Below are 22,663 nucleotides of genomic sequence, written 5' to 3'. Positions count from 1 at the left end.
GTTTCTACAAATTTAATATAAGTTCTACAAAAAACTATTGTATGAAATTGTAGAATTTATTACATTTGTTACATATATTCGAGAAATTATAAATTTGATGAAAAAACTTTTACTTTTATTTCTATTTGTAGGCACTTTTGTTGGATTTTCCAACAATTTAAAAGCTCAGCTTAGAGAGCCGAGTTCCATCACTCAGAAAGCGGATGATGGGGTGTTGCTTGCTTATCCAAATCCTGCAAAGGATTTCCTTATCATTAAGGCAAAAGATTCTTCTTTAAGAATCAAAAGTGTGACTTTTTATTCTATTTTGGGTATGCAGGTCGCTAATTATACAGTGAATATGAATTCCGGTGAGATTAATATTGAAAAATTGAAACCCGGAAAGTATATGATCCGTTATATTTTAAGTGACAACACGCAAAAAGTTACTCAAATCGTGAAACAATAAATTACAATCCTGATAATCATCAGGATTTTTTCTTTTACATTAATTCTGTTTTAATATTTCCGTAACTTTCGGGACCTTTTTATACTAATTGTAAAAAGAATAATTTTAATGCTAAAAGCTGAACATATTAAAAAGACCTATAACGCCGGAAAAAAGGTCGCCCTGGATGATTTCAGCATCCATGTTCCAAAAGGTAGTATTTACGGCCTTTTAGGACCCAACGGAGCCGGAAAAACTTCTTTTATCCGTATCATTAATCAAATTACTCAGGCAGACTCTGGAGATATCTTCATCAACGGACAAAAACTGAACCCCGATCATATCAAAGACATCGGCTATATGCCCGAAGAAAGAGGATTGTACAAAAACATGAGTGTTGGAGATCAGATCTTATATTTCGGGGAACTGAAGGGAATGAGTAAAAGCGATGCTCTGAATGAAGCAAAAAAATGGTTTGAGAAACTGAACATCGACCAATGGTGGAAAAAAAAGCTGTCTGAACTTTCTAAAGGGATGGCACAAAAAATCCAGTTTGTGGTAACCGTTCTACACAGACCTCATCTTTTAATTCTTGATGAACCTTTTTCGGGTTTTGATCCTGTAAACGCCAACTTAATCAAAGATCAGATTATTGATCTTAAAAATAACGGAACTACTATCATTCTTTCTACTCACAGAATGGAAAGTGTGGAGGAAATGTGTGATTATGTTGCTTTGATCAACAATTCTAAAAAAATCATTGACGGAAGGGTTTTTGACGTAAGGGAAAAATTCAAGAAAAATATTTTTGGAGTTACGCTTTCTGAAGTCAACAGTGATCATTTTGACTATTTCAAGAATAAATATGACATTTTCAATTTATCGAATGAAAATAATCTTGTTTCTTTTGACCTGAAAAATGAAGAGAGTCAGAATAATGTTCTTCTTGATCTGGTACAAGTGGGCAAAGTGAGATCATTCGATGAAAGAATTCCCAGTATGAATGAAGTGTTTATTAATGCTGTAAGTAACCATCCTTAATTTATGAATAATATTTTTTTAATTACCAAGAGAGAATTTCTTACACAGGTTAAGAAAAAATCCTTCATTATATTAACGCTGCTTGCTCCTATTATGATCATTGCTTTTGGAGCTGTGATAGGGTTAATGTTTAAGGCAAACGAATCACACAGTATTATAGAAGTGGTTGATAAGAGCGGGTTATTCATGAATCAGCTGAAATCTAATGATAAACTAAATTATGTTTTTGTTTCTGCCGCAGATGAAAAATCAAAGATCAACAATTTAAAAGGAAATGAATCCCTGGATGGTATTTTGATTCTTCCGGAATTGAAAAATCAGAATTTCGACGCGCTTGAAAAAGAGGCAAGACTTGTGATCAACAGTAAAATAGGATTCGATACAAAGCAGCAAATTATTTCTGACATCAGCAATGTTGTTAAAAAAGAAAAAATCAAGCAGCTGGGCATTCAGGAGACTCAGTTAATTGATCTTGATAAAAGCTTTACATTAAAGACCATTAATGTTAGTGATAACAATAAAGAAGATTCTGATCTTGCTTTCGGGGTTAAATCCGGGTTGAGTATGATCCTGATGTATGTTACTTTTATGTTTATCATTATTTATGGGGTAAGGGTAATGCGAAGTGTACTTGAGGAAAAGAACAATCGTGTTGTGGAGATCATTATTTCTTCCGTAAAACCGTTTGAACTGATGATGGGGAAGATTTTAGGAGTAACCATGGTTGCGCTTACACAGTTTCTGATCTGGATCACGATGTCTGTCATCGGAGCATTAGTTCTGAATACAGGTTTCTCACCTCTTCAGAAAAATATTCCGGGTGGAAATAATGAGATTGCCAGTAAACTGGATGTGGGGCAGCTTGCTACCCAGATCTCTCACAGTCTTCTGGAACTGAACTTCCCTCTGATTATTTTTGTATTCATTGTTTTCTTCCTTTTAGGGTATATTTTTTACAGTTCTATTTATGCAGCAATTGGTTCTGCGGTAGATAACGAAACAGAAACACAGCAATTTACTTTGTTTGCAATTCTACCTTTAACATTGGGGATGTATGGAAGTTTTACCCTGATGAATAATCCTGATGGGCCATTAGGTTTTTGGTTATCAATCATTCCGTTTACTTCACCGGTGGCAATGATTGCAAGAATCCCATTTGGAGTTCCTGCATGGCAGATTGCGTTGTCTATTGGATTATTGCTGGCAACAACTGTTTTTATGATCTTCCTGGCCGGAAAAATATATCGTGTAGGTATTTTGATGTACGGTAACAAAGCTACTTTAAAAGAGCTTTGGAAGTGGATTAAAGGATAATCACAACAAGGCTGAAAAGTAAAGATTACCGATTAGCCTGTTTACAATTTATAATATAAAAAATCCCGGAAACTAAGTTTCCGGGATTTTTTATATTCTGAGATATTCTATTTGAATATATAGCTTAAGGTAAGTGCAATTACCTGTTCTGATTTTTTCTTATCAGTACCTCCTTTCTCTTTTACAAGACCAGGGTAAGTATCAGAAAGTCCTAAATCATATTTTAAAGCTACTTCGAGTTGTCTCTTATAGCTATATCCTACGCCTAGTCCAAGTCCCCAGTTAAAGCTTTTTGCTTTTCCGTTTACTCCTGCCGGCTGTGTAGGATCAGTAACGTCCGGATCATAGTAAGGTCTTCCTACTGGAGGATTCTTTACGTCCTGACTTACTAAAAAGTTAAATCTAGGTCCAATCATTCCAAAGAACTCTGATTCAGCTTCTGAAAAGTATCCTTTGAAATAAAGCGGTACACTCAGATAGTTATTTGCATATACTGCATCGTAACCATTTTGACCTTTAGCATCTTTATCTTTCCCGGTTTCTCCTGCACCATAGTACAGAACTTCGGGTTGTATAAAGAATTGGTTTGCCTTCCCTACGGGGATCAAAGCCAAAGCTCCACCTTGGAAGGCGTATCTTGGGCCAGAGGGATTGTGGGCATTTGCTACTCTTGAGTAGTTTAAACCTGCTGTAAGACCGAATCTTGTATTATTCCATTGCACCTGTGCAAAAGATAATGCGGAAAGCGTCAAAGCTGAGGCTAATAAAAGTTTTTTCATATGATGTGGTTTTATATTATCCTAGAATTTTTGCTACAGTAGCACCAATGTCAGCAGGAGAGTCTACAACGTTGATACCGTTTTCTCTCATGATTTCCATTTTTGCCTGAGCTGTATCTTCAGCACCACCTACGATAGCACCTGCGTGACCCATTGTTCTTCCTTTTGGAGCAGTTTGTCCAGCGATGAATCCTACAACTGGTTTATTAGAACCACTAGCTTTGTACCATCTTGCAGCTTCAGCTTCAAGACCTCCACCGATTTCTCCGATCATTACAACAGCTTCAGTTTCAGGATCATTAATGAATAATTCTAATGCTTCTCTTGTAGTTGTTCCAATGATTGGGTCACCACCGATACCGATAGCAGTAGAAATACCGTAACCCGCTCTTACAACCTGGTCAGCAGCTTCGTAAGTAAGAGTACCTGATTTTGAAACGATACCTACTTTACCTTTTTTGAAAACGAAACCTGGCATAATACCAATTTTAGCTTCTTCAGAAGTAATGATTCCAGGGCAGTTTGGTCCGATTAATCTGCAGTCTCTGTCAGCAATATAAGATTTTACTTTTACCATATCAGCTACAGGAATACCTTCAGTAATACATACAATTACTTTGATCCCTGCTTCAGCAGCTTCCATGATAGCGTCTGCTGCGAATGCCGGTGGTACGAAAATGATACTTACGTTTGCTCCTGCTTTTTCAACAGCGTCAGCTACTGTATTAAATACCGGCTTTCCTAAGTGCTCGCTACCTCCTTTTCCTGGAGTAACACCACCTACTACGTTTGTTCCGTATTCAATCATCTGACCAGCGTGGAAAGTTCCTTCGTTCCCTGTAAATCCTTGTACAATTACTTTAGAATCTTTGTTTACTAAAATTGACATTTTATTGTTGTTTTAATTTATTTATTTTCAGTTTATACGTCAGACAAAAATAATGATTATTTGTCGTTAAAAAAATTTTTAAATCTGATTTTATTCATCATATTTTTTCAACAGATCGATTAAATCCTGCTCCTTAAGTCTGTTATAATTAATATTTTCAATAAGCGGCTCAAGTTCGGGTTTTTCAACCATTAATTGTTTTAATTTCTTCCTGTTATTGACCAAAATACTCAAAGGTTGTCTTATATCTCCTTTGAACAAGACATCTGATACAAGGGTAGATCCATCATAGCCGTGGCGTCTATATGCTTTCACCCATTTTATTTTTTTACCGTCATACACAAGCTCCACCAAAGTTTTAGTTGATTCTAAAGGAAAATAAATGAAAATCCTTGGTTTACCTTTAAGATCTGTAAATTCTATTTTCTGAATTTCAGAAGGCTGGTACTTAATAGCTTTTCCATCTTCCAAAATCTTAACTTTTCTGTCGCTAATCGTTATCTCATCAATCTGATTACTATCAAAAAGATTTGTTATAAAAGGTATTTTAGCATCTACTATTCTGTTGTCGCTAAATGTAACCTTTGCTTCAATCTGTGATTTCTGAGCGAAACTTATTGAATATATAAAAAGAAATAGAGCTAGTAAATTCTTCATCACAGTTTTCTCAGTTTTACTTCTTTTTTAAGATAAGTTTTAAAATCTTCTGCAAACATCCCGATATAGGTTCCTTTTTCAAGATCTCTGTTTACTCCGGTTTTCCCTAAAAGTACAGATCCTGATTCAATTTTGTTTCCGGAAGCGATTCCTACCTGTCCCCATAACGTCACCTCATCACCGATGATGCAGCATCCTGCAATTCCTACCTGAGATGCAATGAGGCATTTTTTCCCGATTACGGTATCATGTCCGATCTGAATCTGGTTATCCAACACAGACCCTTCTCCAATAATGGTAGAATCCGTAACACCTCTGTCAATGGTACAGCCGTTTCCGATCTCTACGTTGTTTTCAATAATAACATTCCCTACAGAAATCAGACGGTCAAAGTTTCCGTTTAATTTTCTGTAATAAAATGCATCACCTCCTAAAACGGTGTTGGACTGGATAATCACATTATCTCCGATTTCCGTGCGGTCACCAATCACTACATTTGGAAAAATAAGGGTATTTTTTCCAATTTTCACATTGTTTCCGATTACTGCAGAAGAGTGAATTTTTGTCCCCTCTCCTATTTCAACATCGTGAAGTTCTTCTGTGAAATTATATATTCTGGTAAAATGAGTATTGATTTTATTAAAGTCTCTGAAAGGATCATCAGAAACCAAAAGCGCCTTGCCTTTCGGGCACTCTACTTCTTTATCAATTAAAATAATAGTCGCTGCAGAATTTAAAGCCTTATCATAATATTTGGGGTGATTCACAAAAACGATATCCCCTGGTTTTACCATGTGAATTTCGTTGGTTCCCAATACTTCAAAGTCTTCCGGCCCAACAAATGCTGAGCCTATTAAATCTGCAATCGTTTTAAGCTTTTGCGGAGAATGGAATCTCATAACAATAGATTTTCTTATAAAACAAAATTCGGAGTGCTAATGCAAACCGAATTTATGTAAATTTTATTTATTATTTCACTCTTTCTAAGTAGCTACCGTCTTCAGTGCTTACTTTAATTTTGTCTCCCGGCTCAATGAACAAAGGAACCATTACTCTTGCTCCTGTTTCAACGATTGCGTTTTTAAGAGCGTTTGTTGCAGTGTTTCCTTTTACACCCGGATCAGCTTCAATCACATCCAGATATACTGACTGTGGAAGTTCAGCAGAAAGTGGAGTTTCATCAGCTTCTTTCAAAATGATTGTTACTTCTTCACCTGCTTTCATCAGGTTTGAGTTTTCAATCATTTCTTTATTTAAATATAACTGAGAAAAATCATCGTTATTCATGAAGTGGAAACCGTTCTCGTCATCGTAAAGATATTGGAACTTTCTGGTGATTACTTTTACTTCATCAATTTTGTGGCCTGCAGAGAATGTATTATCTAATACTTTTCCGTTTGTCACAGATTTTAGTTTTGTTCTTACGAAAGCAGGACCTTTCCCTGGTTTTACGTGAAGAAACTCGATTACTTTAAAAATATCGTTGCTAAATTCGATGCAAAGACCTTTTCTGATATCGTTACTTGTTGCCATTAATTATATAAATATTTATTTTCTTTTTTTAATTTCGATACCTTGTCCTTGAGGCATCATTCTGTTAAATGTATTATTATTGAACATATTCACATTGTTATTCAATCTGTTTACATTCATCTGAATATCAGTTTTATACTGATCGGTTGTTCCTAATATTGAACTTCCGGTACTTTTCTGTTTCAGAATACCATTTAAATTATTCTTGGCAATACTATCATTAGACTCTCCGGAAAGTTTTCTTTCTATGGTAAAAGGTTTTTCTTTTTTACCTGTTGCAGACTTTTCTGTTTGCTGTCCAAACAAAAAAGAAGTTGCAGAAAGCGCAATAAGTACGATTAAACTTTTCATTGTCTGATAGTATTTATAATTAAATTAATCTCTATCCTTTCCGGTACCATATCCTTTTACGATACCTCTAGGTGAGTTTTGAATAAATTGTAGAATTTCATCTCTTTCAGCCGTTGGAAGCATTTCTTTTTCAATATATGCTAACGCTTGAGAAACATTCATCTTCATCTGGAAAATAGCTCTGTAGATTTTTTGAATTTCAAAGATTTTCTCATTAGAAAAGCCTCTTCTTCTTAACCCAACAGAATTGATCCCTGCATAAGAAATTGGATCTCTTGCAACTTTTACGTAAGGCGGAATATCTTTTCTAATTAAAGATCCTCCTGAAATCATCGTATGTTTCCCGATTTTGCCAAACTGCTGAACAGCTGATAAACCTCCCATTACGGTAAAGTCACCAATTTCAACATGTCCTGCAATACCGCAGCCATTTGCAATAATTACATTATCTCCTATAATACAGTCATGGGCAACGTGTGAGGTTGCCATAATCAGGCAGTGACTTCCTACTTTTGTATATCCTAATGCTTTGGTTCCTCTATTGATGGTTACACATTCTCTTAAAGTAGTATTATCTCCAATAATGGTTTGTGTGTCTTCACCATCGAACTTCAAGTCCTGAGGGATTGCAGAGATTACAGTTCCGGGAAAGATTTTACAGTCTTTTCCGATTCTTGCCCCTTCCATAATGGTAACATTAGGACCAATCCATGTTCCTTCTCCAATTTCCACGTCCCCTGCAATTGTAGTAAATGGTTCTACGATTACATTTTTGCTGATTTTCGCGCGTTTATCTACGGCTGCTAATTGATGAATCATTTAATCAACTTTATTTTTTGCAACTTGAGCCATAAGCTCTGCTTCTACTGCTACTGTATCTCCTACATATCCATACCCCTGCATATGAACAATTCCTCTTCTGATAGGCTCTATCAATTCAATTTTGAATATAAGGGTATCTCCGGGAATTACTTTTCTTTTGAATTTCACCTTATCAATTTTGATGAAATAAGTAGAATAGTTCTCAGGATCCGGAACGCTGGCCAGTACCAGGATTCCTCCTGTCTGTGCTAATGCTTCTACCTGAAGTACTCCAGGCATTACAGGTTCTTTAGGGAAGTGCCCCACGAAGAATGGTTCGTTCATCGTCACGTTTTTCAAACCAACAACATGAGAGTCTGAAAGTTCAAGAACTTTGTCGATCAATAAGAACGGGGGTCTGTGAGGCATAAGCTTCATAATTCCGTTGATATCGAATACCGGTTCTTTTGTCAGGTCAAAATCCGGAACGTTTTTCTTTTTCTGCAATTTCCACTGGCGGTTCAGTTTTTTCGCAAACTGGGTATTCACATAGTGTCCCGGTTTGTTGGCAATAACTTTACCTTTTATTTTCACCCCTGCCAGAGCAAGATCACCAATTACATCTAATAATTTGTGTCTCGCAGCTTCGTTAGGATAGTTTAAATTAAGATTATCAAGAATACCGTTTGGTCTGATCGATACATTATCTTTTCCAAAGGCTTTCTTTAGTTTTTCTGTAGTTTCAGGAGTCAGATCTTTATCTACATATACAATGGCATTGGAAATATCTCCACCTTTGATCAAACCGTGATCTAAAAGCATTTCCAATTCATGCAGGAAGCTGAACGTTCTTGCTGATGAGATTTCGTCTTTAAATTCTGAAATATTTTTAAGAGTGGCGTTCTGAGTACCTAATACTTTAGTCCCAAAATCAACCATTGTTGTTACTTCGTAAGTATCTGAAGGAATGATTGTGATTTCCGAACCGGTAGCCGGATCACTGTAGGTAAGAACTTCTTTTACAACCAGATATTCTCTTGCTACACCCTGTTCTACAACACCAACGCTTTCAATAGCTTCAACAAAGTATTTTGAAGATCCATCAAGAATAGGTGGTTCAGAGGCATCCATTTCTAAGATTGCGTTATCAATATCACAACCTACAAGAGCTGCCAAAAGGTGTTCGCATGTGGTAATTTTTACTCCTAATTTTTCTAATGTAGTTCCTCTTTCTGTTGCTACAACATAATTTACATCTGCTTCTACCTGAGGATGTCCCTCTAAGTCGGTTCTTACAAATACAAAACCTGTATTTTCTTTAGCAGGTTTAATGGTAAGTTTTACTTCTCTACCCGTATGAAGGCCAATTCCAGAAAGAGTTACCTCTTGCTGAAGTGTTTTTTGCATATCACTCATTAGTATTATCTTTTGAGTTATTCTCAAGATTATTTATTCTATTTACTATTCCAGGAAGATTCCTGAAATGAACATAACTCCTCAAATAGTCATTATAACTGATGGCTGGTGAGCCATACAGGGTTTCTCTATCATTAACGCTGGAATTCACACCACTCTGAGCCTGAATCTTCACCTGATTTCCTATTTTGATATGTCCTACAACACCTACCTGTCCCCCAATCTGGTTCCAGTCACCAATTGTAGTAGAACCTGCAATTCCTGCTTGTGCTGCAATTACATTGTTCTGACCTATTTTCACATTGTGAGCAATCTGAATCAGGTTATCAATTTTAGTTCCTTTTCCTATAATGGTAGAGCCTATTGTCGCTCTGTCTATACTACAGTTGGAGCCGATCTCAACATCGTCTTCAATAATTACATTTCCAAGCTGTGGTATTTTTTTGAAACCTTCGGCAGTTGGCTGGAAACCAAAACCGTCACCTCCAATTACCGTATTGGAATGAATTACACAGTTATCCCCAATAATACAATAGTCGTAAATTCTGGCCCCACTGTCTATTTTGCAGTTTTTACCAATTTTCACTCCCTTTCCTATATATACATGTGGATAGATCTGTGCCCCTTCCCCAATTTTAGCTTTCTCGGAAACATATGTAAATGCTCCGATATAGGCTTTATCTCCTATGACAGCCGTATCGTGAATGGAAGAACCATTTTCAATACCTTCTTTTCTTCCCTGCATTTCCTGATATAAATTCATCAGGATCTGAAAAGAAAGATAAGCATCTTTTACAACGATTAAGGTAGGGTTATAACTATTTTTCTCCAGAAGTTTTTCCGAAATGATGATAACAGAGCATCGTGAGGTATCCAAGAAATGAGAAAATCTATCTTGTGCTATAAAAGAAAGATGTCCTGATTCCCCATTTTCAATTGGTGAAACCCCTGTAATAAGTGCATTCTCGTCACCTATTATTTTTCCGTCAATAAAACTTGCAATTTGCGAAGCTGTAAATTCCATATTCTGCAAAGATAAGAAATTCTAGAATTTGCAAACATTTTTTGGTTTCAGATCGTAAATTTTAATATTATTTAAGAGTCTACCTTTGAGATATCTCTTGGAAACATAAGGATATAGCGGGTTGTCTTATTTACAATTAACCCTGATAAAAGCTGATCTTCTGACTCATGAAGCCTTGTTCTCTTACCATTTTTATGCAGTAAATAGATGGGCTGCTTCTCCGCATGATAGGGCAAAAGTTTTCTTTTTATTTCATGAACCAATTTTTTTCCATTGTCAATTTTGAAAAATTCATTGGTATTTCTTACTTTTTCATCAATTATTTCCTGACTGAATGGATGTGATGAAATAATTGTTTTAGGTAAATTTCTTTGAATTACGCATTTACACCAATAGGACAGCACAAAATCGTCTGCATTCTGCCATTCTTTCATCGCCTGGATCACATCATTATCATCAAGGCTGGTAAATCGCTCTATATCTTCATCCGTTGCAGCACTCTTTTCGCGGTATAGAAAATACTTCAGATTATCCGTTGCGGGAAGCTCTGCTCCCTGAGAAATAAGATATTTAGCTCTTTCAAGAATCTTAACCAAGAGAAATTCTGCTAAAGCTGACGTTTTATGATAATATACCTGCCAGTACATAAACATTCTGGCTGTAAGAAAATTTTCAATAGAATAAATTCCTTTTGCATCAATTACCAGTTCACCTTCCTCACAAACATTCATCATGGAAATAATTCTCTGGGTATTAATATTCCCTTCCGATACACCGGTAAAAAAACTGTCCCTTTTAAGGTAATCCAAACGGTCTACATCCAGCTGGGATGAGATCAGTTGGTTGAAAAATTTCCTGTGATATTTTCCCTGAAACATTTCGATAGCCATTGATAACTGACCGTCAAACTCCTCATTCAGCTTGTTCATCAGGAGCAAAGAAAGGTTTTCATGATGCCAGTCATCCATCAGCATACTTTCCAGCGCATGAGAAAACGGACCATGACCAATATCATGCATCAGGATAGCCAGCATCGCTCCTTTTTCCTCTTCTTCAGAAATCTTAACCCCTTTCTGCTTTAATGTTTCCAATGCAGTAAACATCAGGTGCATTGCTCCCAGAGCATGGTGAAATCTTGTATGAGTAGCACCTGGAAATATCAGGTTTAAAAGCCCGGTCTGCCCGATTCTTCTTAACCTTTGAAAGTAAGGATGCTCAATGATATCAAATAAAATTTCGTGGGGAATTTTGATAAATCCATGAACAGGATCGTTGATGATTTTTAGCTTATTCTGCATTGAAACGTCAATATTAGTAAACAAAGTTAGGCATTTTAAAGTTTAGGCTTTTATTAAATTACTATTAAAAAATAGAGTTTAAAAACTGATATTATTCATATTTTTCACAAATAACCATCTTCTTAATATCATTAAAAATCTCTCCGGCTCATTTTTATTTTTAATTCAATATTTTTTTGAAAACCTTTTGCAGTTGTTATGGCAAAGGACTACCTTTGAGAGAAAGCACGATAACCCTTAATGAGAAAGTATTCTCTTTTCCTTTTATTACTTTTAAGTTTAAATTTTTCCGCACAAATTATAACTGAAACACAAAAGTTGGAATCCCTTTGCAGAATATGGGGATTTTTAAAATATTACCATCCTCATGTAGCAAAAGGAAATCTGAACTGGGATCAACAGCTTTTTCAAAAGATTGATGAGCTTGAATCTATTAATGACAAAGAGGTGTTGAATAATTTTTATGTTGACTGGATCAAAAGTCTTGGAGAAGTTGCACCCTGCAAAGAATGCTCAGTAAAGGATAATAAAGTATATTTTCTTAAAAATTTTGACCTGAGCTGGATAGATAACCGTCAAATTTTCTCCAGAGATCTTTCTCAAAAGCTTCATTATATAGAAAACAACAGAAATCTGGGAAACAATCATTACTTTGGGAAAGGCGGAAGGAAAATATATTTCAGAAATGAAAAATCTTACGGTTCAAAATTCACCTCAGGAAAGATCAGCTTACTGGAGCTATTCAGATACTGGAATTATGTAGAGTATTTTTTTCCTTATAAGTATGAAACTGATCAGAACTGGAATGATGTTCTTACAGAAATGATTCCCAAATTTCTTATGATTGATACTGATAAAAGTTATCATTTAACATTGGCAGAACTGGTTACCAAAACAGATGATTCCCATGCCTATCTTTCGTCAAAGGAAATTCAGCTTCATCAATACGGAATCCGAAGTGTGCCTGTAGATTATTCTTATGCAGAAGGAAAACTTGTGATTACAAAAATCAATGCAACAAAATTCAGGGATAAAAGCCCGCTTCATGTAGGAGATGTCATTTATGATATTGAAGGGAAAACGATACCGCAAATCGTCAACAGCTTTGGAAAATATATTCCAGCCTCCAATTCCTGGGGGAAATTCAACAAAGCAAAAAGCAAACTTCTCTTTAGCAATAACGATTCTATTTCTGTAAAAATTGAGAGAGAAGGACAAAATCTGAAAATCAAAACCAGAACGTATTTTGCAAAAGATATTATTCATGAAAAAAATAAAGCTCCTCGAAAATGGAAGTTTATAGATAAGGAAAAGAAAATCGGCTATGTCAATATGGGTATTATAGAAAAAGATGATCTGAATGAAATGTACAACAGTTTAAAATCTTCAAAATCTATTATCTTTGATCTTAGAAATTATCCAAAGCAAACGATCATCCCTTTAAGCTATCTTTTGCTTCCTGTACCGTCCGTTTATTATCAGTTTACTTTTCCTGATTCCAATTATCCTGGTAAATTTTACAGCAGAAAAAATGTTACCGGCAGAAAAAACCCTGAATACTATAAAGGGAATGTAATCGTTTTAGTAGATGAGAATACCCAAAGCCAGGCAGAGACCACCACAATGATGTTCAAGCAGCATCCGAACGCCAAAATTATCGGAAGCAATACTTCAGGAGCCAACGGAGATGTGATTATGTTTAAAATTGCCGGTCTTGACACCCGGTTTACAGGGCTTGGTGCTTATTATCCTGACGGAAGAGAAACGCAGAGAATAGGCATTACTCCCGATATTCTTGTAAAACCGACTGTGGAAGGGCTTAAAAACGGAAAAGATGAAGTTCTGGAAAGGGCTTTGGAATATATAGAAAACACGGATTAAATGAAACAAAAATGTGAAATATCAAACGGTATTTTCATTTAACTAATATTTAACTTTTAATCTTTCTATTTTGTGAGAATTTAGAAGGATTTGGTCAACATTTTGATAGAATAACCATGTAAAAAATAAATTATGTCAGAAAAGATATTATGGATTGATGATGAAATAGATTTACTTAAACCTCATATTGTGTTTTTAGAAAAGAAGGGCTACCAGGTAACCCCTGTTAATAATGTGAATGAGGCTTTGGAACTTATGGATTCAGAGAAATTTGCTTTAACATTAATTGATGAAAATATGCCGGGTATCTCCGGACTGGAAGCTATTCCTATGATTAAGGAAAAAGACAACTCCTTAAAGATTGTGATGGTTACCAAAAGCGAAGAAGAACACATTATGGAAGAGGCTATCGGATCTCAGATTGCCGATTATATATTGAAGCCTGTAAATCCTAACCAGATATTACTTTCCCTAAAGAAAAACCTTCAGGAAGATAATCTTGTTGAGCAAAAAACTATTTTGCAGTACCAGCAGGAATTCAGAAACCTTTCTATGGAATTGTCATACCTGAGAACCTATCAGGAATGGGCGGAATATTATAAAAAAATCCTTAGCTGGGAGATCAAATTTGACAAGGTAGCGGATAATGAATTTGCAGACCTTCTGCAGTCTCAGAAAGAGGAAGCTAATATTCAGTTTGCCAAGTTTATTGAAAAAAACTACACAGACTGGCTTGTTGACTCAGACAAACCTCTTATGAGCCACACCCTTTTCAAGGAGAAAGTAAAACCTGAGGTTGAAAAAGAAAAAGTTCTTTTGCTGATGGTAGACAATCTTCGTTACGACCAGTGGAAAGTGATTGAACCTTTATTTACAAAATATTACAATAAGATTTCGGAAGATTATTACTACAGTATCCTTCCTACGGCTACACAGTATGCGAGAAACTCTTTCTTTGCTGGATTAATGCCATCCGAAATTGAAAAACGTTTCCCTGATAAATGGTTTAATGATAATGAAGAGGGAAACAAAAATGAATTTGAGCGTGATTTCCTGGAAGATCAAATGAAGAGAATAGGTTTGGGTTCAAAATCTATGAAGTATCTGAAGGTACTGAATGCCGATTTTGAAAGAAAAATCTATGATGATTTTAACCAGCATAAAAACAATGATTTACTGGTCATTGTATACAACTTTATTGATATTCTTTCTCACGCGAAAACAGACAACCACATTGTAGATCAACTGATCCGTGATGATAAAACCTTCCGTTCCCTTACCTTCAACTGGTTTGAAAACTCTTCTTTACTGAAGATTATAAAAACAGCAGCAGAAAACGGCTATAAACTGGTTATCACTACAGACCACGGAACGGTATATGTTAAAAAGCCAAGTAAAGTGGTGGGAGACAGAGAAACTTCTACTAATATCAGATATAAAACAGGTAAAAGCTTAACGTATGATGACAGTGATGTATGGGCGATTACCAATCCTGAAAAACTTTTCCTTCCAAAAGGAAACTTAAGCTCGAAATATATTTTTGCTAAAAACAATATATTCCTGGCTTATCCTAAGAATTACAATCATTTCGTTAATTACTATAAAGAAACCTACCAGCATGGAGGAATTTCACTGGAAGAGTGTATCATTCCTATCAGCATTTTAGAACCCAAGTAGTTTTTTTCATAGTTTATTTAATTTTGGGTTTAAAGCGGAAAAAATCAAATGATTTTTTCCGCTTCTTTTTTATAGTTCATATCTTCGTAAAAAATAAATCATGTTTATTATTTCGCTTACCTATAAGAGTTCTATTGAAAATGTAGAGCTTCTTATTCCCCAGCATAATATTTTCCTTAATAAGCATTATGAATCCGGACAGTTTATTGCTTCGGGTAGAAAAGAACCCAGAACGGGAGGGATCATCATGGCCAATGCAGAATCTAAAAATGAAGTTGAGCAGATTATTTCTGAAGATCCTTTTTATATTCATCAGGTAGCGGATTATGATATCACGGAATTTATCCCTTCGAAATACAATGAAAATTTTAAACTTTTTATAGAAGACTAATGAGATTAATTACATACAACGTCAATGGAATCAGAGCCGCTTTTACGAAAGATTTCCTGGGCTGGCTAAAGACTGCTGATCCGGATATTATCTGTATTCAGGAGAGTAAGGCCGGAAACGATCAGATAGACATCGAAAGCCTCGAAAAATTAGGTTATCACAGTTATTGGCACTCAGCAGTAAGAAAAGGCTATAGCGGGGTCGGAATCGCCTCAAAAATCAAACCCAATCATGTAGAGTATGGCTGCGGTATCGAAAGCTATGATAATGAAGGGAGAATCATCCGTGCAGATTTTGACGGATATTCAGCTATTTCCGTGTACGTTCCTTCTGCATCTAATATCGAGAGGCTTGATTTTAAAATGCAGTTCTGCCATGACTTCCTGGAATATATCAAAAATTTAAAGAAAGAAATTCCCAACCTGATTATCTCCGGTGATTTTAATATTTGTCATGAAGCAATCGATATTCACAATCCAATCGGTTTAAAAAATGTTTCCGGTTTCCTTCCAATGGAAAGAGAGTGGATGACGAATTTCATTAATGAATGTGAGCTGATAGACAGTTTCAGGTTTTTCAATCAAGATCCGGACAATTATACGTGGTGGAGCTACAGACAAAATTCAAGAGCCAGAAACAAAGGATGGAGACTGGATTATAACTTTACTTCTTACAGTTTAAAGGACAAGCTCTCAAGGGCTGTTATTTTAAAGGAAGCCGTACATTCTGACCATTGTCCTGCCTTATTGGAATTGGATGTATAATCAACAGGATATTACCGCATACAAAAAGCCAGCTGATTCAGCTGGCTTTTTTTTAATTTAAATCATAAAATTAATCGACAATTTCATATTCGACCGGAATTGTACCATGACTGATATCTCCAATCTCATCGAACGCAGCTTTAGACATATCTAAAGATCTTGATGAATGGTAAGGCCCTCTGTCATTAATTCTCACTATTACCTCTTTACCATTTTTAAGGTTAGTAACCTTAACGTTTGTTCCAAATGGAAGCGTTCTGTTTGCTGCAGTAAACTTTGAGTTATCAAAGATTTCTCCGCTAGCAGTTTTTCTACCGTTAAATTTATCGTGGTAGTACGATGCATAACTTGTTTTTTTCGCATCTAAGGCATTACTCGTAAAAGAATAAACACCTAAGGTTGAAATCATCATTATGATTACGAGAATGAATCTTTTCATCATTTTGAACTTTTATTGGTTTTGACGGGACAAAAGTATCAGGAATCTTTATAAAACACTATTCGATATGTTAAAAACCGTTAACAAAACATTAAATAAATGTTAAGCATCGTTGTAACCTCCTATGAACAGGGGTTTTAGACTACAGTGTTAAAAAGTGTTAAAAAAATAACTAAAAAGTTAACATAATTAACTAATTCGTGCATAATTTAAATTTTACACTTTTTAAAACAACTGATAATCAATAAATTACAAAATTGATAAAGTTAAAATAAACTCAGAAAATCAATCTTAAAAAATTTAAAGTCTTAAGAACCGCACTCCGGAAAAACTTTCTGACAGACAACATCTGCTTATATAAAGAGAGGCACCAGAACTATTTTTTAACACCTTTTATTTTGTTAAAATTTATAGACTGATCTATTATTAACCCCAAATCCACTTTAGCCATCCAAAAAAATGAATAAGTGATGATGTATAACCCGAAAAAATAAATGAACGAAATCCTCTTAAAAGTAAAAAACCAATGATTTCTCATTGGTTTTTATATGTAATTAAATTAATGTCTTATTTTAAATATTCTAATACATAATCGTATGTACCATTAGGATACACTACAGAAATACTTGGTGATCCTGTAACTGCAGCTCCAGTAGATGTATCATAAGAATATAATTCTCTGGAATATACAGTATTTGTACCTGCTTTATAGATTGTGATTCCATAAAGTGAAGTTATTCCAGTAGGAGCAGGAATTGTCACCGAAGTAGAAGTTCCACTCGCTGCAAAAGTTCCTTTTACACCATATATCTGAGCGTTGTTTACTTGTCTGTTTGTAACTGTTTCAGTTGTAAGAATATTTTCTTTCCCAGAAGAACCTAATGGTAACCATTGTCCTGAAGCAGAAGAAAATGCCGGTGTTGGAGTAGGATTGCTAAAATAGTAAAAGCCTACACCTACAGTTTGTCCTCCGATACCTGATCCTGTAGCAGGAGTAGTACCCGCAGTAGAGTTATAAACAATCATCCCATCATATGCAGTAGGGAAGTTTAGAGCACTAGTCACTGGCGTAACAAAAGTAAACGTAGTTAAATTTGTTCTAGGAAATGCTAATCCTTTACCATTACTATTTGATGTTGTAAATCCATTTGCAGAAGCATCTAAAAATACAGACTGTGTAGCTACCGTAGCACTCACAGTACCGTTTGATCTTAATTGTGCGAAAAACGTGCTTGATGCCGCAACAATGGCAAACAATGCTGATGTTAAATATACTTTCATAATTGTGTTTTGTTATTAGAATGAGTTATAGCTATACCAATTTGTTCCATCACAAATATAAGACAGCGATCCACCAGATTGAAGAGGTGTCGTTGAAGCTGTACTGTGAACTCCTGTTACACTAAAAAAAGCACCATTGGTTGCATCTATAAATGTAATAGTTTTACCGTTGGTTTTCGTTAACGTAGCTAAGTTAAAAGTAACATTTGATGTAACTAGAACTGCATTATTCAAATCTGTATCAGAGATCGTAGAAGCTGTTTGCGCTCTTACTGTCATACCAGCAGGAGCAGGAGTTCCACCACCTACAGTAATCCAGGTGTTCGTAGTCTGCCCGTCATAGTAGTAGAAACCTACTGCTGTAACGTTTGTAGTTTTAGGAGTTGCTGTACCGTCAATCGTCGTAACGAAAGCAAGCGCTCCGTTTTGAGCTGCAGTATAAGCCGCATCTTTAGCTAATAATTGAGCTCTTGTCAAGCGAGGGACTAATAAGGCATCAGGTCTAGTGTTGTCAGTAGTATTAGCTACTACGTCTAGCGTTGCGGCAGGTGTGGTTGTGTTAATCCCCACTCGCCCCTGCTGAGCCTTAGAAACGGCCGAAAGGCCAACAAGCATAATTGCTGTTAATAAAAATTTTTTCATAAGTTTTTAAAGATTTTTAATTACATTTTTTTTCATCAATATTTCCAAAATGGAAGATGCATCCCAACTTGTGAATATCATATTGAAACTGCCATATTAAAATACTATCTTAATTAATTTCAGCTTCATTTTAATGATTAACTTATTGAAAGCATATTATTTAAAAATATTGCTTATTGCGCAAATTTAAGACATAATTTTTGAATTTATATACTTTATAAAAGAAATTTGAAAAATCTTAATTATGTAAAATATTAACGAATTGATTATCAATAAAATAAAAATTAGCTACCGAGAAAATTCTATGTTAATTTTCGTTAATAACTCCATTTTATAAATCTTATTTTAAACTGATTAGTAAGCATTTAGCTAGACTAATTCTCCGTATAAGTCAAACTCTTCGGCTGAAGTAATTTTAACCTCTGCAAATTCACCTATAGAGATATAAGTATCTTCGGCAGAAACTAAAACTGTATTGTCCACATCTGGTGAATCATACTCTGTTCTTCCGATAAAATAGTTCCCTTCTTTACGGTCAAAAATACATCTGAATATTTTACCTACTTTTTCCTGGTTCTTTTCCCACGAAATCTGAGACTGCAGTTCCATGATTTCCTCTACTCTCGCTTCTTTTACTTCCTGTGGAATATCATCTTCCAATACATAAGCCGTAGTATTCTCTTCATGAGAATAAGTAAAGCATCCCAACCTTTCAAATTTCTGCTCTCTTACCCAGTCTTTAAGTTCCTGGAATCTTTCTTCTGTTTCACCAGGATATCCAACGATAAGCGTTGTTCTGATCGCCATATCCGGGACTTTTTCTCTGAACTTTCCTAAAAGAGCATCTGTTTTCTCATGGGTAGTTCCTCTTTTCATTGATTTCAACAAATCTGAGTTGATATGCTGAAGAGGAATATCTATATAATTACAAACTTTAGGTTCTTCACGGATAATATCAAGAACATCTTCAGGGAAACCGCTTGGAAAAGCATAATGAAGACGAATCCATTCTACTCCTTCTACTTTCACCAATTCTTTTAAAAGATCTCCTAACGCTCTTTTTTTGTAAAGATCAAGACCATAGTAAGTAAGATCCTGTGCAATAAGAATTAATTCTTTTGTTCCTTTTTTCGCCAGTTTCTGAGCTTCTAAAACCAGTTTTTCAATAGGGGTTGACATATGCCCTCCTCTCATCAATGGGATCGCACAGAAAGAACATGGTCTGTCACAACCTTCTGAAATTTTAAGGTAAGCATAATGCTTTGGAGTTGTTGTAAGCCTTTCTCCTACCAGTTCGTGTTTATAATCTGCTCCAAGATGTTTCAGGAGCATCGGAAGGTCTCTTGTTCCGAAATACTGGTCTACATCCGGGATTTCTTTTACCAAATCCGGCTTGTATCTTTCTGATAAACATCCTGTAACGAATACTTTTTCAACCTCTCCTCTATTTTTAGCCTCAACATAATCAAGGATAGTATTAATAGATTCTTCTTTAGCATTATCAATAAATCCGCAGGTATTGATTACAACAATGTCACCACGGTCTTCATGAACCACTTCTTTGCCATTAGCTTTCAGCTGGCTCATTAATACTTCAGAATCATATACATTCTTGGAACACCCAAGAGTGACTACATTGATTTTCTTCTTCCCTACAGATTTTGTACGCATCGTTTTGATTTTGAGTCTGCAAAGATACAAAATATTGAAGAGTTAAGAATTAAAAAATAAAAACCACTTTATAAAAGTGGTTTTCAGGGATATATTTTAAAAGTTTTTGTCTTTAAATCCAGGGGCGTTCTGGTCTTTTTCCGAAAGTATGGCATCTTTTTCATCCACTTTCCAATCGATATCAAGATCCGGATCATTAAACTTTACGCTGCCTTCTGATTCTTTGTTATAAAAGTTATCGCATTTATAGGAAAATACAGCGTGGGTACTTAATACAGCAAACCCGTGTCCAAAACCTCTCGGTACATAAAGCTGTAGTTTGTTTTCTGCGGTAAGCTCTATTCCGAACCATTTTCCGAAGGTAGGAGAATCTTCTCTAAGATCTACGGCAACGTCCCATACACTGCCTTCTAAACATGATACCAGTTTTGCCTGTGCGTGCTCGCCTTTCTGGAGATGTAGTCCTCTTAGTACACCATAAGATGATCTGGAAATATTATCCTGTACAAAGTGGCCGTTCATTCCTGTCAGTTCTTCGAATTTTTTTTCGTTGAACTTTTCAAAGAAGTAGCCTCTTTCATCTTCAAATATGGTAGGCTCTATGATATAGCAATCTTTAAGCGGGGTTTCTTTAATTTTCATAATAGTAAAAAAACTCTATTTCAATATGGTTATTATTGTTTTAAATAAAATCTTTGTATCATTTTTGAAAGACATATTTTCATAATAATCAAGATTCATTTTTACTTTGTTCGGAAATAATATTTCATCATTATACTCCAACGGATTCTTCTGGCTGTTCAGAAGATTTTCTTCATCACTGTATTTAATACTTGCTTCACAGGTTAATCCTGGTTTTAAGTCCAGAACTTTTCTATCTGCTCCTGCAAGTTTATCGTAATAGCCTTCAATATCCGGTCTGGGGCCTACAAAACTCATATCACCTTTTAAAATATTAAACAACTGGGGAAATTCATCAAATTTAAATTTCCTGAGTGTCTGCCCAATTCTGGAGCATACTCTCTTTTTATCATGAATTGTTTTAAATTTAAATATGGTAAATGGTTTTCCATACTGTCCTATCCGGGTCTGAAAAAAAATTCCATTTGATGAGGTATCGAGACTAGCAACCACAAATAAAATAATCAGTACCGGCATAAGAAAGAGGGTCAATATTACCGCTAAGATAAAATCAAAAACCACTTTCCAATATTTGTACTGATTCATTAAATCCAATGATATTAAGCTCCGAAGTAATTACGGATTACAGTTGCTATTCTTTCTCTGTCATCATCTGACAAATTTGATCCTGACGGAAGACACAGTCCGTTATCAAAAAGATTCTCGGAAATTTTTCCTCCGTAATAAGGAGAAGATTCAAAAACCGGCTGTAGGTGCATCGGCTTCCAAAGCGGTCTTGATTCTATATTATCTTCTAAAAATGCAAGTCTTAAGCCTTCTCTGTTTTTTCCTGTAACCTGCGGATCAACAATAATGGCAGATAACCAGTGGTTTGAATAAAAATCATTTCCAGGCTCAGAGAATACTGTCACTCCTTCAATATTTTTGAAGATATCAAAATAGAAATCATGCATTGCTCTACGGGCTTCCACTCTGTCTTTAAGGACTTCCATCTGCCCTCTTCCTATGCCTGCAACAATATTGCTCATTCTATAGTTGAAACCAATATGTGAATGCTGATAGTGAGGTGCATTATCTCTTGCCTGGGTAGAAAGGAAAACCGTTTTATCTTTATCTTCCTGAGTGTGGCAAACCAAAGCTCCTCCCCCTGATGTGGTAATAATTTTGTTTCCGTTAAAACTTAATACTCCAAAACGTCCGAATGTTCCACAAGCCTGTCCTTTATAAGTAGAACCAAGCGCTTCTGCAGCATCTTCTATAACAGGAATCTGGAATTCCTGAGCAATAGCTGTAATTTCATCCATTTTTGCTGGCATACCATACAAATGAACTACAATAATAGCTTTAGGTTTTGTTCCTTTTTGAATTCTGTCTTCAACGGCTTCTCTTAAAGCTTTCGGACACATATTCCAGGTATCAGGTTCGCTGTCTACAAAAACAGGAGTTCCTCCACAGTAAGCGATAGGATTAGCTGATGCTGAGAAAGTCATTGACTGGCAAATAACCTCATCACCATGCTGTACTCCGCATTCAATAAGTGCAAGGTGCAGTGCTGCAGTACCAGCAGAAAGAACGGCAACTTTTGCATTTTCACCCAAAAACTGCTCCAGATCTTTTTCAAGTCCGTCAACATTAGGTCCCAATGGTGCTACCCAGTTTTCTTCAAATGCTTCGTTGATATATTTTTGTTCGTTACCTCCCATATGGGGTGAGGACAACCAGATTTTAGTATTCATATTTTTGAT

The 22,663-nt window shown here is 35.5% G+C and carries 24 protein-coding genes; 7 read left to right on the top strand and 17 right to left on the bottom strand.

Going from position 1 to position 22,663, the window contains the following annotated elements; translation table 11 throughout:
• The first annotated feature begins 97 nt into the window (after positions 1–97).
• From ACLMCG_RS08085 to ACLMCG_RS08075, 3 genes are all read left to right on the top strand, one after another.
• Positions 98–448 carry a T9SS type A sorting domain-containing protein gene (locus tag ACLMCG_RS08085; RefSeq protein WP_047378731.1) on the top strand — a complete coding sequence of 117 codons (351 nt, stop codon included), beginning with the start codon at positions 98–100 and terminating at the stop codon, positions 446–448.
• Positions 449–556: 108 nt separating this feature from the next.
• Positions 557–1,468 (top strand): ABC transporter ATP-binding protein, encoded by a 912-nt coding sequence (locus ACLMCG_RS08080; RefSeq protein ID WP_413961084.1) that lies wholly within the window; start codon positions 557–559, stop codon positions 1,466–1,468.
• Between the two features lie 3 nt (positions 1,469–1,471).
• The gene (locus ACLMCG_RS08075; protein ID WP_223600086.1) at positions 1,472–2,782 is read left to right on the top strand and encodes an ABC transporter permease; all 1,311 of its coding nucleotides are present in this window, start codon (positions 1,472–1,474) and stop codon (positions 2,780–2,782) included.
• Between the two features lie 107 nt (positions 2,783–2,889).
• Here ACLMCG_RS08075 and ACLMCG_RS08070 read toward each other — a convergent pair whose 3' ends face one another.
• The 10 genes from ACLMCG_RS08070 to ACLMCG_RS08025 all read right to left on the bottom strand — a co-directional run bounded on the left by ACLMCG_RS08070 (position 2,890) and on the right by ACLMCG_RS08025 (position 11,530).
• Positions 2,890–3,561 carry a porin family protein gene (locus ACLMCG_RS08070; protein ID WP_223600085.1) on the bottom strand — a complete coding sequence of 224 codons (672 nt, stop codon included), beginning with the start codon at positions 3,559–3,561 and terminating at the stop codon, positions 2,890–2,892.
• Positions 3,562–3,577: 16 nt separating this feature from the next.
• Positions 3,578–4,450 carry a succinate--CoA ligase subunit alpha gene (gene sucD / locus ACLMCG_RS08065; RefSeq protein ID WP_047378735.1) on the bottom strand — a complete coding sequence of 291 codons (873 nt, stop codon included), beginning with the start codon at positions 4,448–4,450 and terminating at the stop codon, positions 3,578–3,580.
• A 90-nt stretch (positions 4,451–4,540) separates the two neighbouring features.
• A complete protein-coding gene (locus ACLMCG_RS08060) occupies positions 4,541–5,107 on the bottom strand; it encodes a hypothetical protein (protein ID WP_413961085.1) in 567 nt (188 codons plus the stop codon).
• On the bottom strand, positions 5,107–6,006 hold the full coding sequence (locus ACLMCG_RS08055; RefSeq protein WP_413961086.1) for an LpxD N-terminal domain-containing protein: 900 nt from the start codon (positions 6,004–6,006) through the stop codon (positions 5,107–5,109). The genes ACLMCG_RS08060 and ACLMCG_RS08055 overlap by 1 nt, the downstream gene beginning before the upstream one ends.
• 70 nt (positions 6,007–6,076) lie before the next feature.
• Entirely contained in the window at positions 6,077–6,640 is a 564-nt protein-coding gene (gene efp / locus ACLMCG_RS08050; RefSeq protein ID WP_223600082.1) for an elongation factor P, read from the bottom strand.
• 15 nt (positions 6,641–6,655) lie between these two features.
• On the bottom strand, positions 6,656–6,991 hold the full coding sequence (locus tag ACLMCG_RS08045) for a hypothetical protein (RefSeq protein ID WP_223600081.1): 336 nt from the start codon (positions 6,989–6,991) through the stop codon (positions 6,656–6,658).
• A 24-nt stretch (positions 6,992–7,015) separates the two neighbouring features.
• Entirely contained in the window at positions 7,016–7,810 is a 795-nt protein-coding gene (gene lpxA / locus ACLMCG_RS08040) for an acyl-ACP--UDP-N-acetylglucosamine O-acyltransferase (protein ID WP_047386961.1), read from the bottom strand.
• Positions 7,811–9,208, bottom strand: coding sequence for a bifunctional UDP-3-O-[3-hydroxymyristoyl] N-acetylglucosamine deacetylase/3-hydroxyacyl-ACP dehydratase (locus ACLMCG_RS08035; protein ID WP_413961087.1), 1,398 nt, complete (start codon positions 9,206–9,208; stop codon positions 7,811–7,813).
• Entirely contained in the window at positions 9,201–10,232 is a 1,032-nt protein-coding gene (gene lpxD, locus ACLMCG_RS08030) for a UDP-3-O-(3-hydroxymyristoyl)glucosamine N-acyltransferase (protein ID WP_047420847.1), read from the bottom strand. Before lpxD ends, ACLMCG_RS08035 begins: the two co-directional genes overlap by 8 nt.
• 71 nt (positions 10,233–10,303) lie before the next feature.
• The gene (locus tag ACLMCG_RS08025) at positions 10,304–11,530 is read right to left on the bottom strand and encodes an HD domain-containing protein (protein ID WP_413961127.1); all 1,227 of its coding nucleotides are present in this window, start codon (positions 11,528–11,530) and stop codon (positions 10,304–10,306) included.
• Between the two features lie 318 nt (positions 11,531–11,848).
• On the opposite strand from ACLMCG_RS08025, the gene ACLMCG_RS08020 reads away from it, so the two are divergent.
• The 4 genes from ACLMCG_RS08020 to ACLMCG_RS08005 all read left to right on the top strand — a co-directional run bounded on the left by ACLMCG_RS08020 (position 11,849) and on the right by ACLMCG_RS08005 (position 16,243).
• A complete protein-coding gene (locus ACLMCG_RS08020; protein ID WP_413961088.1) occupies positions 11,849–13,411 on the top strand; it encodes a S41 family peptidase in 1,563 nt (520 codons plus the stop codon).
• 132 nt (positions 13,412–13,543) lie between these two features.
• A complete protein-coding gene (locus ACLMCG_RS08015) occupies positions 13,544–15,088 on the top strand; it encodes a bifunctional response regulator/alkaline phosphatase family protein (RefSeq protein ID WP_047378748.1) in 1,545 nt (514 codons plus the stop codon).
• Positions 15,089–15,188: 100 nt separating this feature from the next.
• A complete protein-coding gene (locus ACLMCG_RS08010) occupies positions 15,189–15,479 on the top strand; it encodes a YciI family protein (RefSeq protein WP_413961089.1) in 291 nt (96 codons plus the stop codon).
• Positions 15,479–16,243: an exodeoxyribonuclease III gene (locus ACLMCG_RS08005; protein WP_413961090.1), complete on the top strand. Its 765-nt coding sequence runs from the start codon at positions 15,479–15,481 to the stop codon at positions 16,241–16,243. The genes ACLMCG_RS08010 and ACLMCG_RS08005 overlap by 1 nt, the downstream gene beginning before the upstream one ends.
• Before the next feature lie 70 nt (positions 16,244–16,313).
• On the opposite strand, the gene ACLMCG_RS08000 is transcribed toward ACLMCG_RS08005, so the two are convergent.
• From ACLMCG_RS08000 to ACLMCG_RS07970, 7 genes are all read right to left on the bottom strand, one after another.
• Positions 16,314–16,685 carry a septal ring lytic transglycosylase RlpA family protein gene (locus ACLMCG_RS08000; protein ID WP_034699143.1) on the bottom strand — a complete coding sequence of 124 codons (372 nt, stop codon included), beginning with the start codon at positions 16,683–16,685 and terminating at the stop codon, positions 16,314–16,316.
• A gap of 564 nt (positions 16,686–17,249) precedes the next feature.
• Positions 17,250–17,963, bottom strand: a complete 714-nt coding sequence (locus ACLMCG_RS07995; RefSeq protein WP_413961091.1) for a hypothetical protein — start codon at positions 17,961–17,963, stop codon at positions 17,250–17,252.
• Between the two features lie 15 nt (positions 17,964–17,978).
• Entirely contained in the window at positions 17,979–18,533 is a 555-nt protein-coding gene (locus tag ACLMCG_RS07990; RefSeq protein ID WP_413961092.1) for a hypothetical protein, read from the bottom strand.
• A 441-nt stretch (positions 18,534–18,974) separates the two neighbouring features.
• Complete coding sequence (rimO, locus tag ACLMCG_RS07985; protein WP_413961093.1) at positions 18,975–20,276, bottom strand: 30S ribosomal protein S12 methylthiotransferase RimO; 1,302 nt, start codon at positions 20,274–20,276, stop codon at positions 18,975–18,977.
• Between the two features lie 96 nt (positions 20,277–20,372).
• Complete coding sequence (gene rfbC, locus ACLMCG_RS07980) at positions 20,373–20,918, bottom strand: dTDP-4-dehydrorhamnose 3,5-epimerase (protein ID WP_047420836.1); 546 nt, start codon at positions 20,916–20,918, stop codon at positions 20,373–20,375.
• A gap of 15 nt (positions 20,919–20,933) precedes the next feature.
• Positions 20,934–21,503 (bottom strand): sugar transferase, encoded by a 570-nt coding sequence (locus tag ACLMCG_RS07975; protein ID WP_413961094.1) that lies wholly within the window; start codon positions 21,501–21,503, stop codon positions 20,934–20,936.
• A gap of 14 nt (positions 21,504–21,517) precedes the next feature.
• Entirely contained in the window at positions 21,518–22,654 is a 1,137-nt protein-coding gene (locus tag ACLMCG_RS07970; RefSeq protein ID WP_413961095.1) for an aminotransferase class I/II-fold pyridoxal phosphate-dependent enzyme, read from the bottom strand.
• Positions 22,655–22,663 lie beyond the last annotated feature (9 nt).

This window comes from Chryseobacterium sp. S90 (genome assembly GCF_047444895.1).
Lineage (GTDB): Bacteria > Bacteroidota > Bacteroidia > Flavobacteriales > Weeksellaceae > Chryseobacterium.
This window is presented reverse-complemented; position numbering and strand designations above follow the sequence as displayed.

Coding starts and splice junctions, on each gene's coding strand:
- ACLMCG_RS08060 (WP_413961085.1), bottom strand. CDS start 5,107: ATGAAGAATTTACTAGCTCTATTTCTTTTTATATATTCAATAAGTTTC.
- efp (WP_223600082.1), bottom strand. CDS start 6,640: ATGGCAACAAGTAACGATATCAGAAAAGGTCTTTGCATCGAATTTAGC.
- ACLMCG_RS08080 (WP_413961084.1), top strand. CDS start 557: ATGCTAAAAGCTGAACATATTAAAAAGACCTATAACGCCGGAAAAAAG.
- sucD (WP_047378735.1), bottom strand. CDS start 4,450: ATGTCAATTTTAGTAAACAAAGATTCTAAAGTAATTGTACAAGGATTT.
- ACLMCG_RS08005 (WP_413961090.1), top strand. CDS start 15,479: ATGAGATTAATTACATACAACGTCAATGGAATCAGAGCCGCTTTTACG.
- ACLMCG_RS08015 (WP_047378748.1), top strand. CDS start 13,544: ATGTCAGAAAAGATATTATGGATTGATGATGAAATAGATTTACTTAAA.
- ACLMCG_RS08000 (WP_034699143.1), bottom strand. CDS start 16,685: ATGATGAAAAGATTCATTCTCGTAATCATAATGATGATTTCAACCTTA.
- ACLMCG_RS07970 (WP_413961095.1), bottom strand. CDS start 22,654: ATGAATACTAAAATCTGGTTGTCCTCACCCCATATGGGAGGTAACGAA.
- ACLMCG_RS08085 (WP_047378731.1), top strand. CDS start 98: ATGAAAAAACTTTTACTTTTATTTCTATTTGTAGGCACTTTTGTTGGA.
- ACLMCG_RS08045 (WP_223600081.1), bottom strand. CDS start 6,991: ATGAAAAGTTTAATCGTACTTATTGCGCTTTCTGCAACTTCTTTTTTG.
- rfbC (WP_047420836.1), bottom strand. CDS start 20,918: ATGAAAATTAAAGAAACCCCGCTTAAAGATTGCTATATCATAGAGCCT.
- ACLMCG_RS08070 (WP_223600085.1), bottom strand. CDS start 3,561: ATGAAAAAACTTTTATTAGCCTCAGCTTTGACGCTTTCCGCATTATCT.
- lpxA (WP_047386961.1), bottom strand. CDS start 7,810: ATGATTCATCAATTAGCAGCCGTAGATAAACGCGCGAAAATCAGCAAA.
- ACLMCG_RS08055 (WP_413961086.1), bottom strand. CDS start 6,006: ATGAGATTCCATTCTCCGCAAAAGCTTAAAACGATTGCAGATTTAATA.
- ACLMCG_RS08075 (WP_223600086.1), top strand. CDS start 1,472: ATGAATAATATTTTTTTAATTACCAAGAGAGAATTTCTTACACAGGTT.
- ACLMCG_RS07995 (WP_413961091.1), bottom strand. CDS start 17,963: ATGAAAGTATATTTAACATCAGCATTGTTTGCCATTGTTGCGGCATCA.
- ACLMCG_RS08010 (WP_413961089.1), top strand. CDS start 15,189: ATGTTTATTATTTCGCTTACCTATAAGAGTTCTATTGAAAATGTAGAG.
- ACLMCG_RS08035 (WP_413961087.1), bottom strand. CDS start 9,208: ATGAGTGATATGCAAAAAACACTTCAGCAAGAGGTAACTCTTTCTGGA.
- ACLMCG_RS07975 (WP_413961094.1), bottom strand. CDS start 21,503: ATGAATCAGTACAAATATTGGAAAGTGGTTTTTGATTTTATCTTAGCG.
- ACLMCG_RS08025 (WP_413961127.1), bottom strand. CDS start 11,530: ATGCAGAATAAGCTAAAAATCATCAACGATCCTGTTCATGGATTTATC.
- rimO (WP_413961093.1), bottom strand. CDS start 20,276: ATGCGTACAAAATCTGTAGGGAAGAAGAAAATCAATGTAGTCACTCTT.
- lpxD (WP_047420847.1), bottom strand. CDS start 10,232: ATGGAATTTACAGCTTCGCAAATTGCAAGTTTTATTGACGGAAAAATA.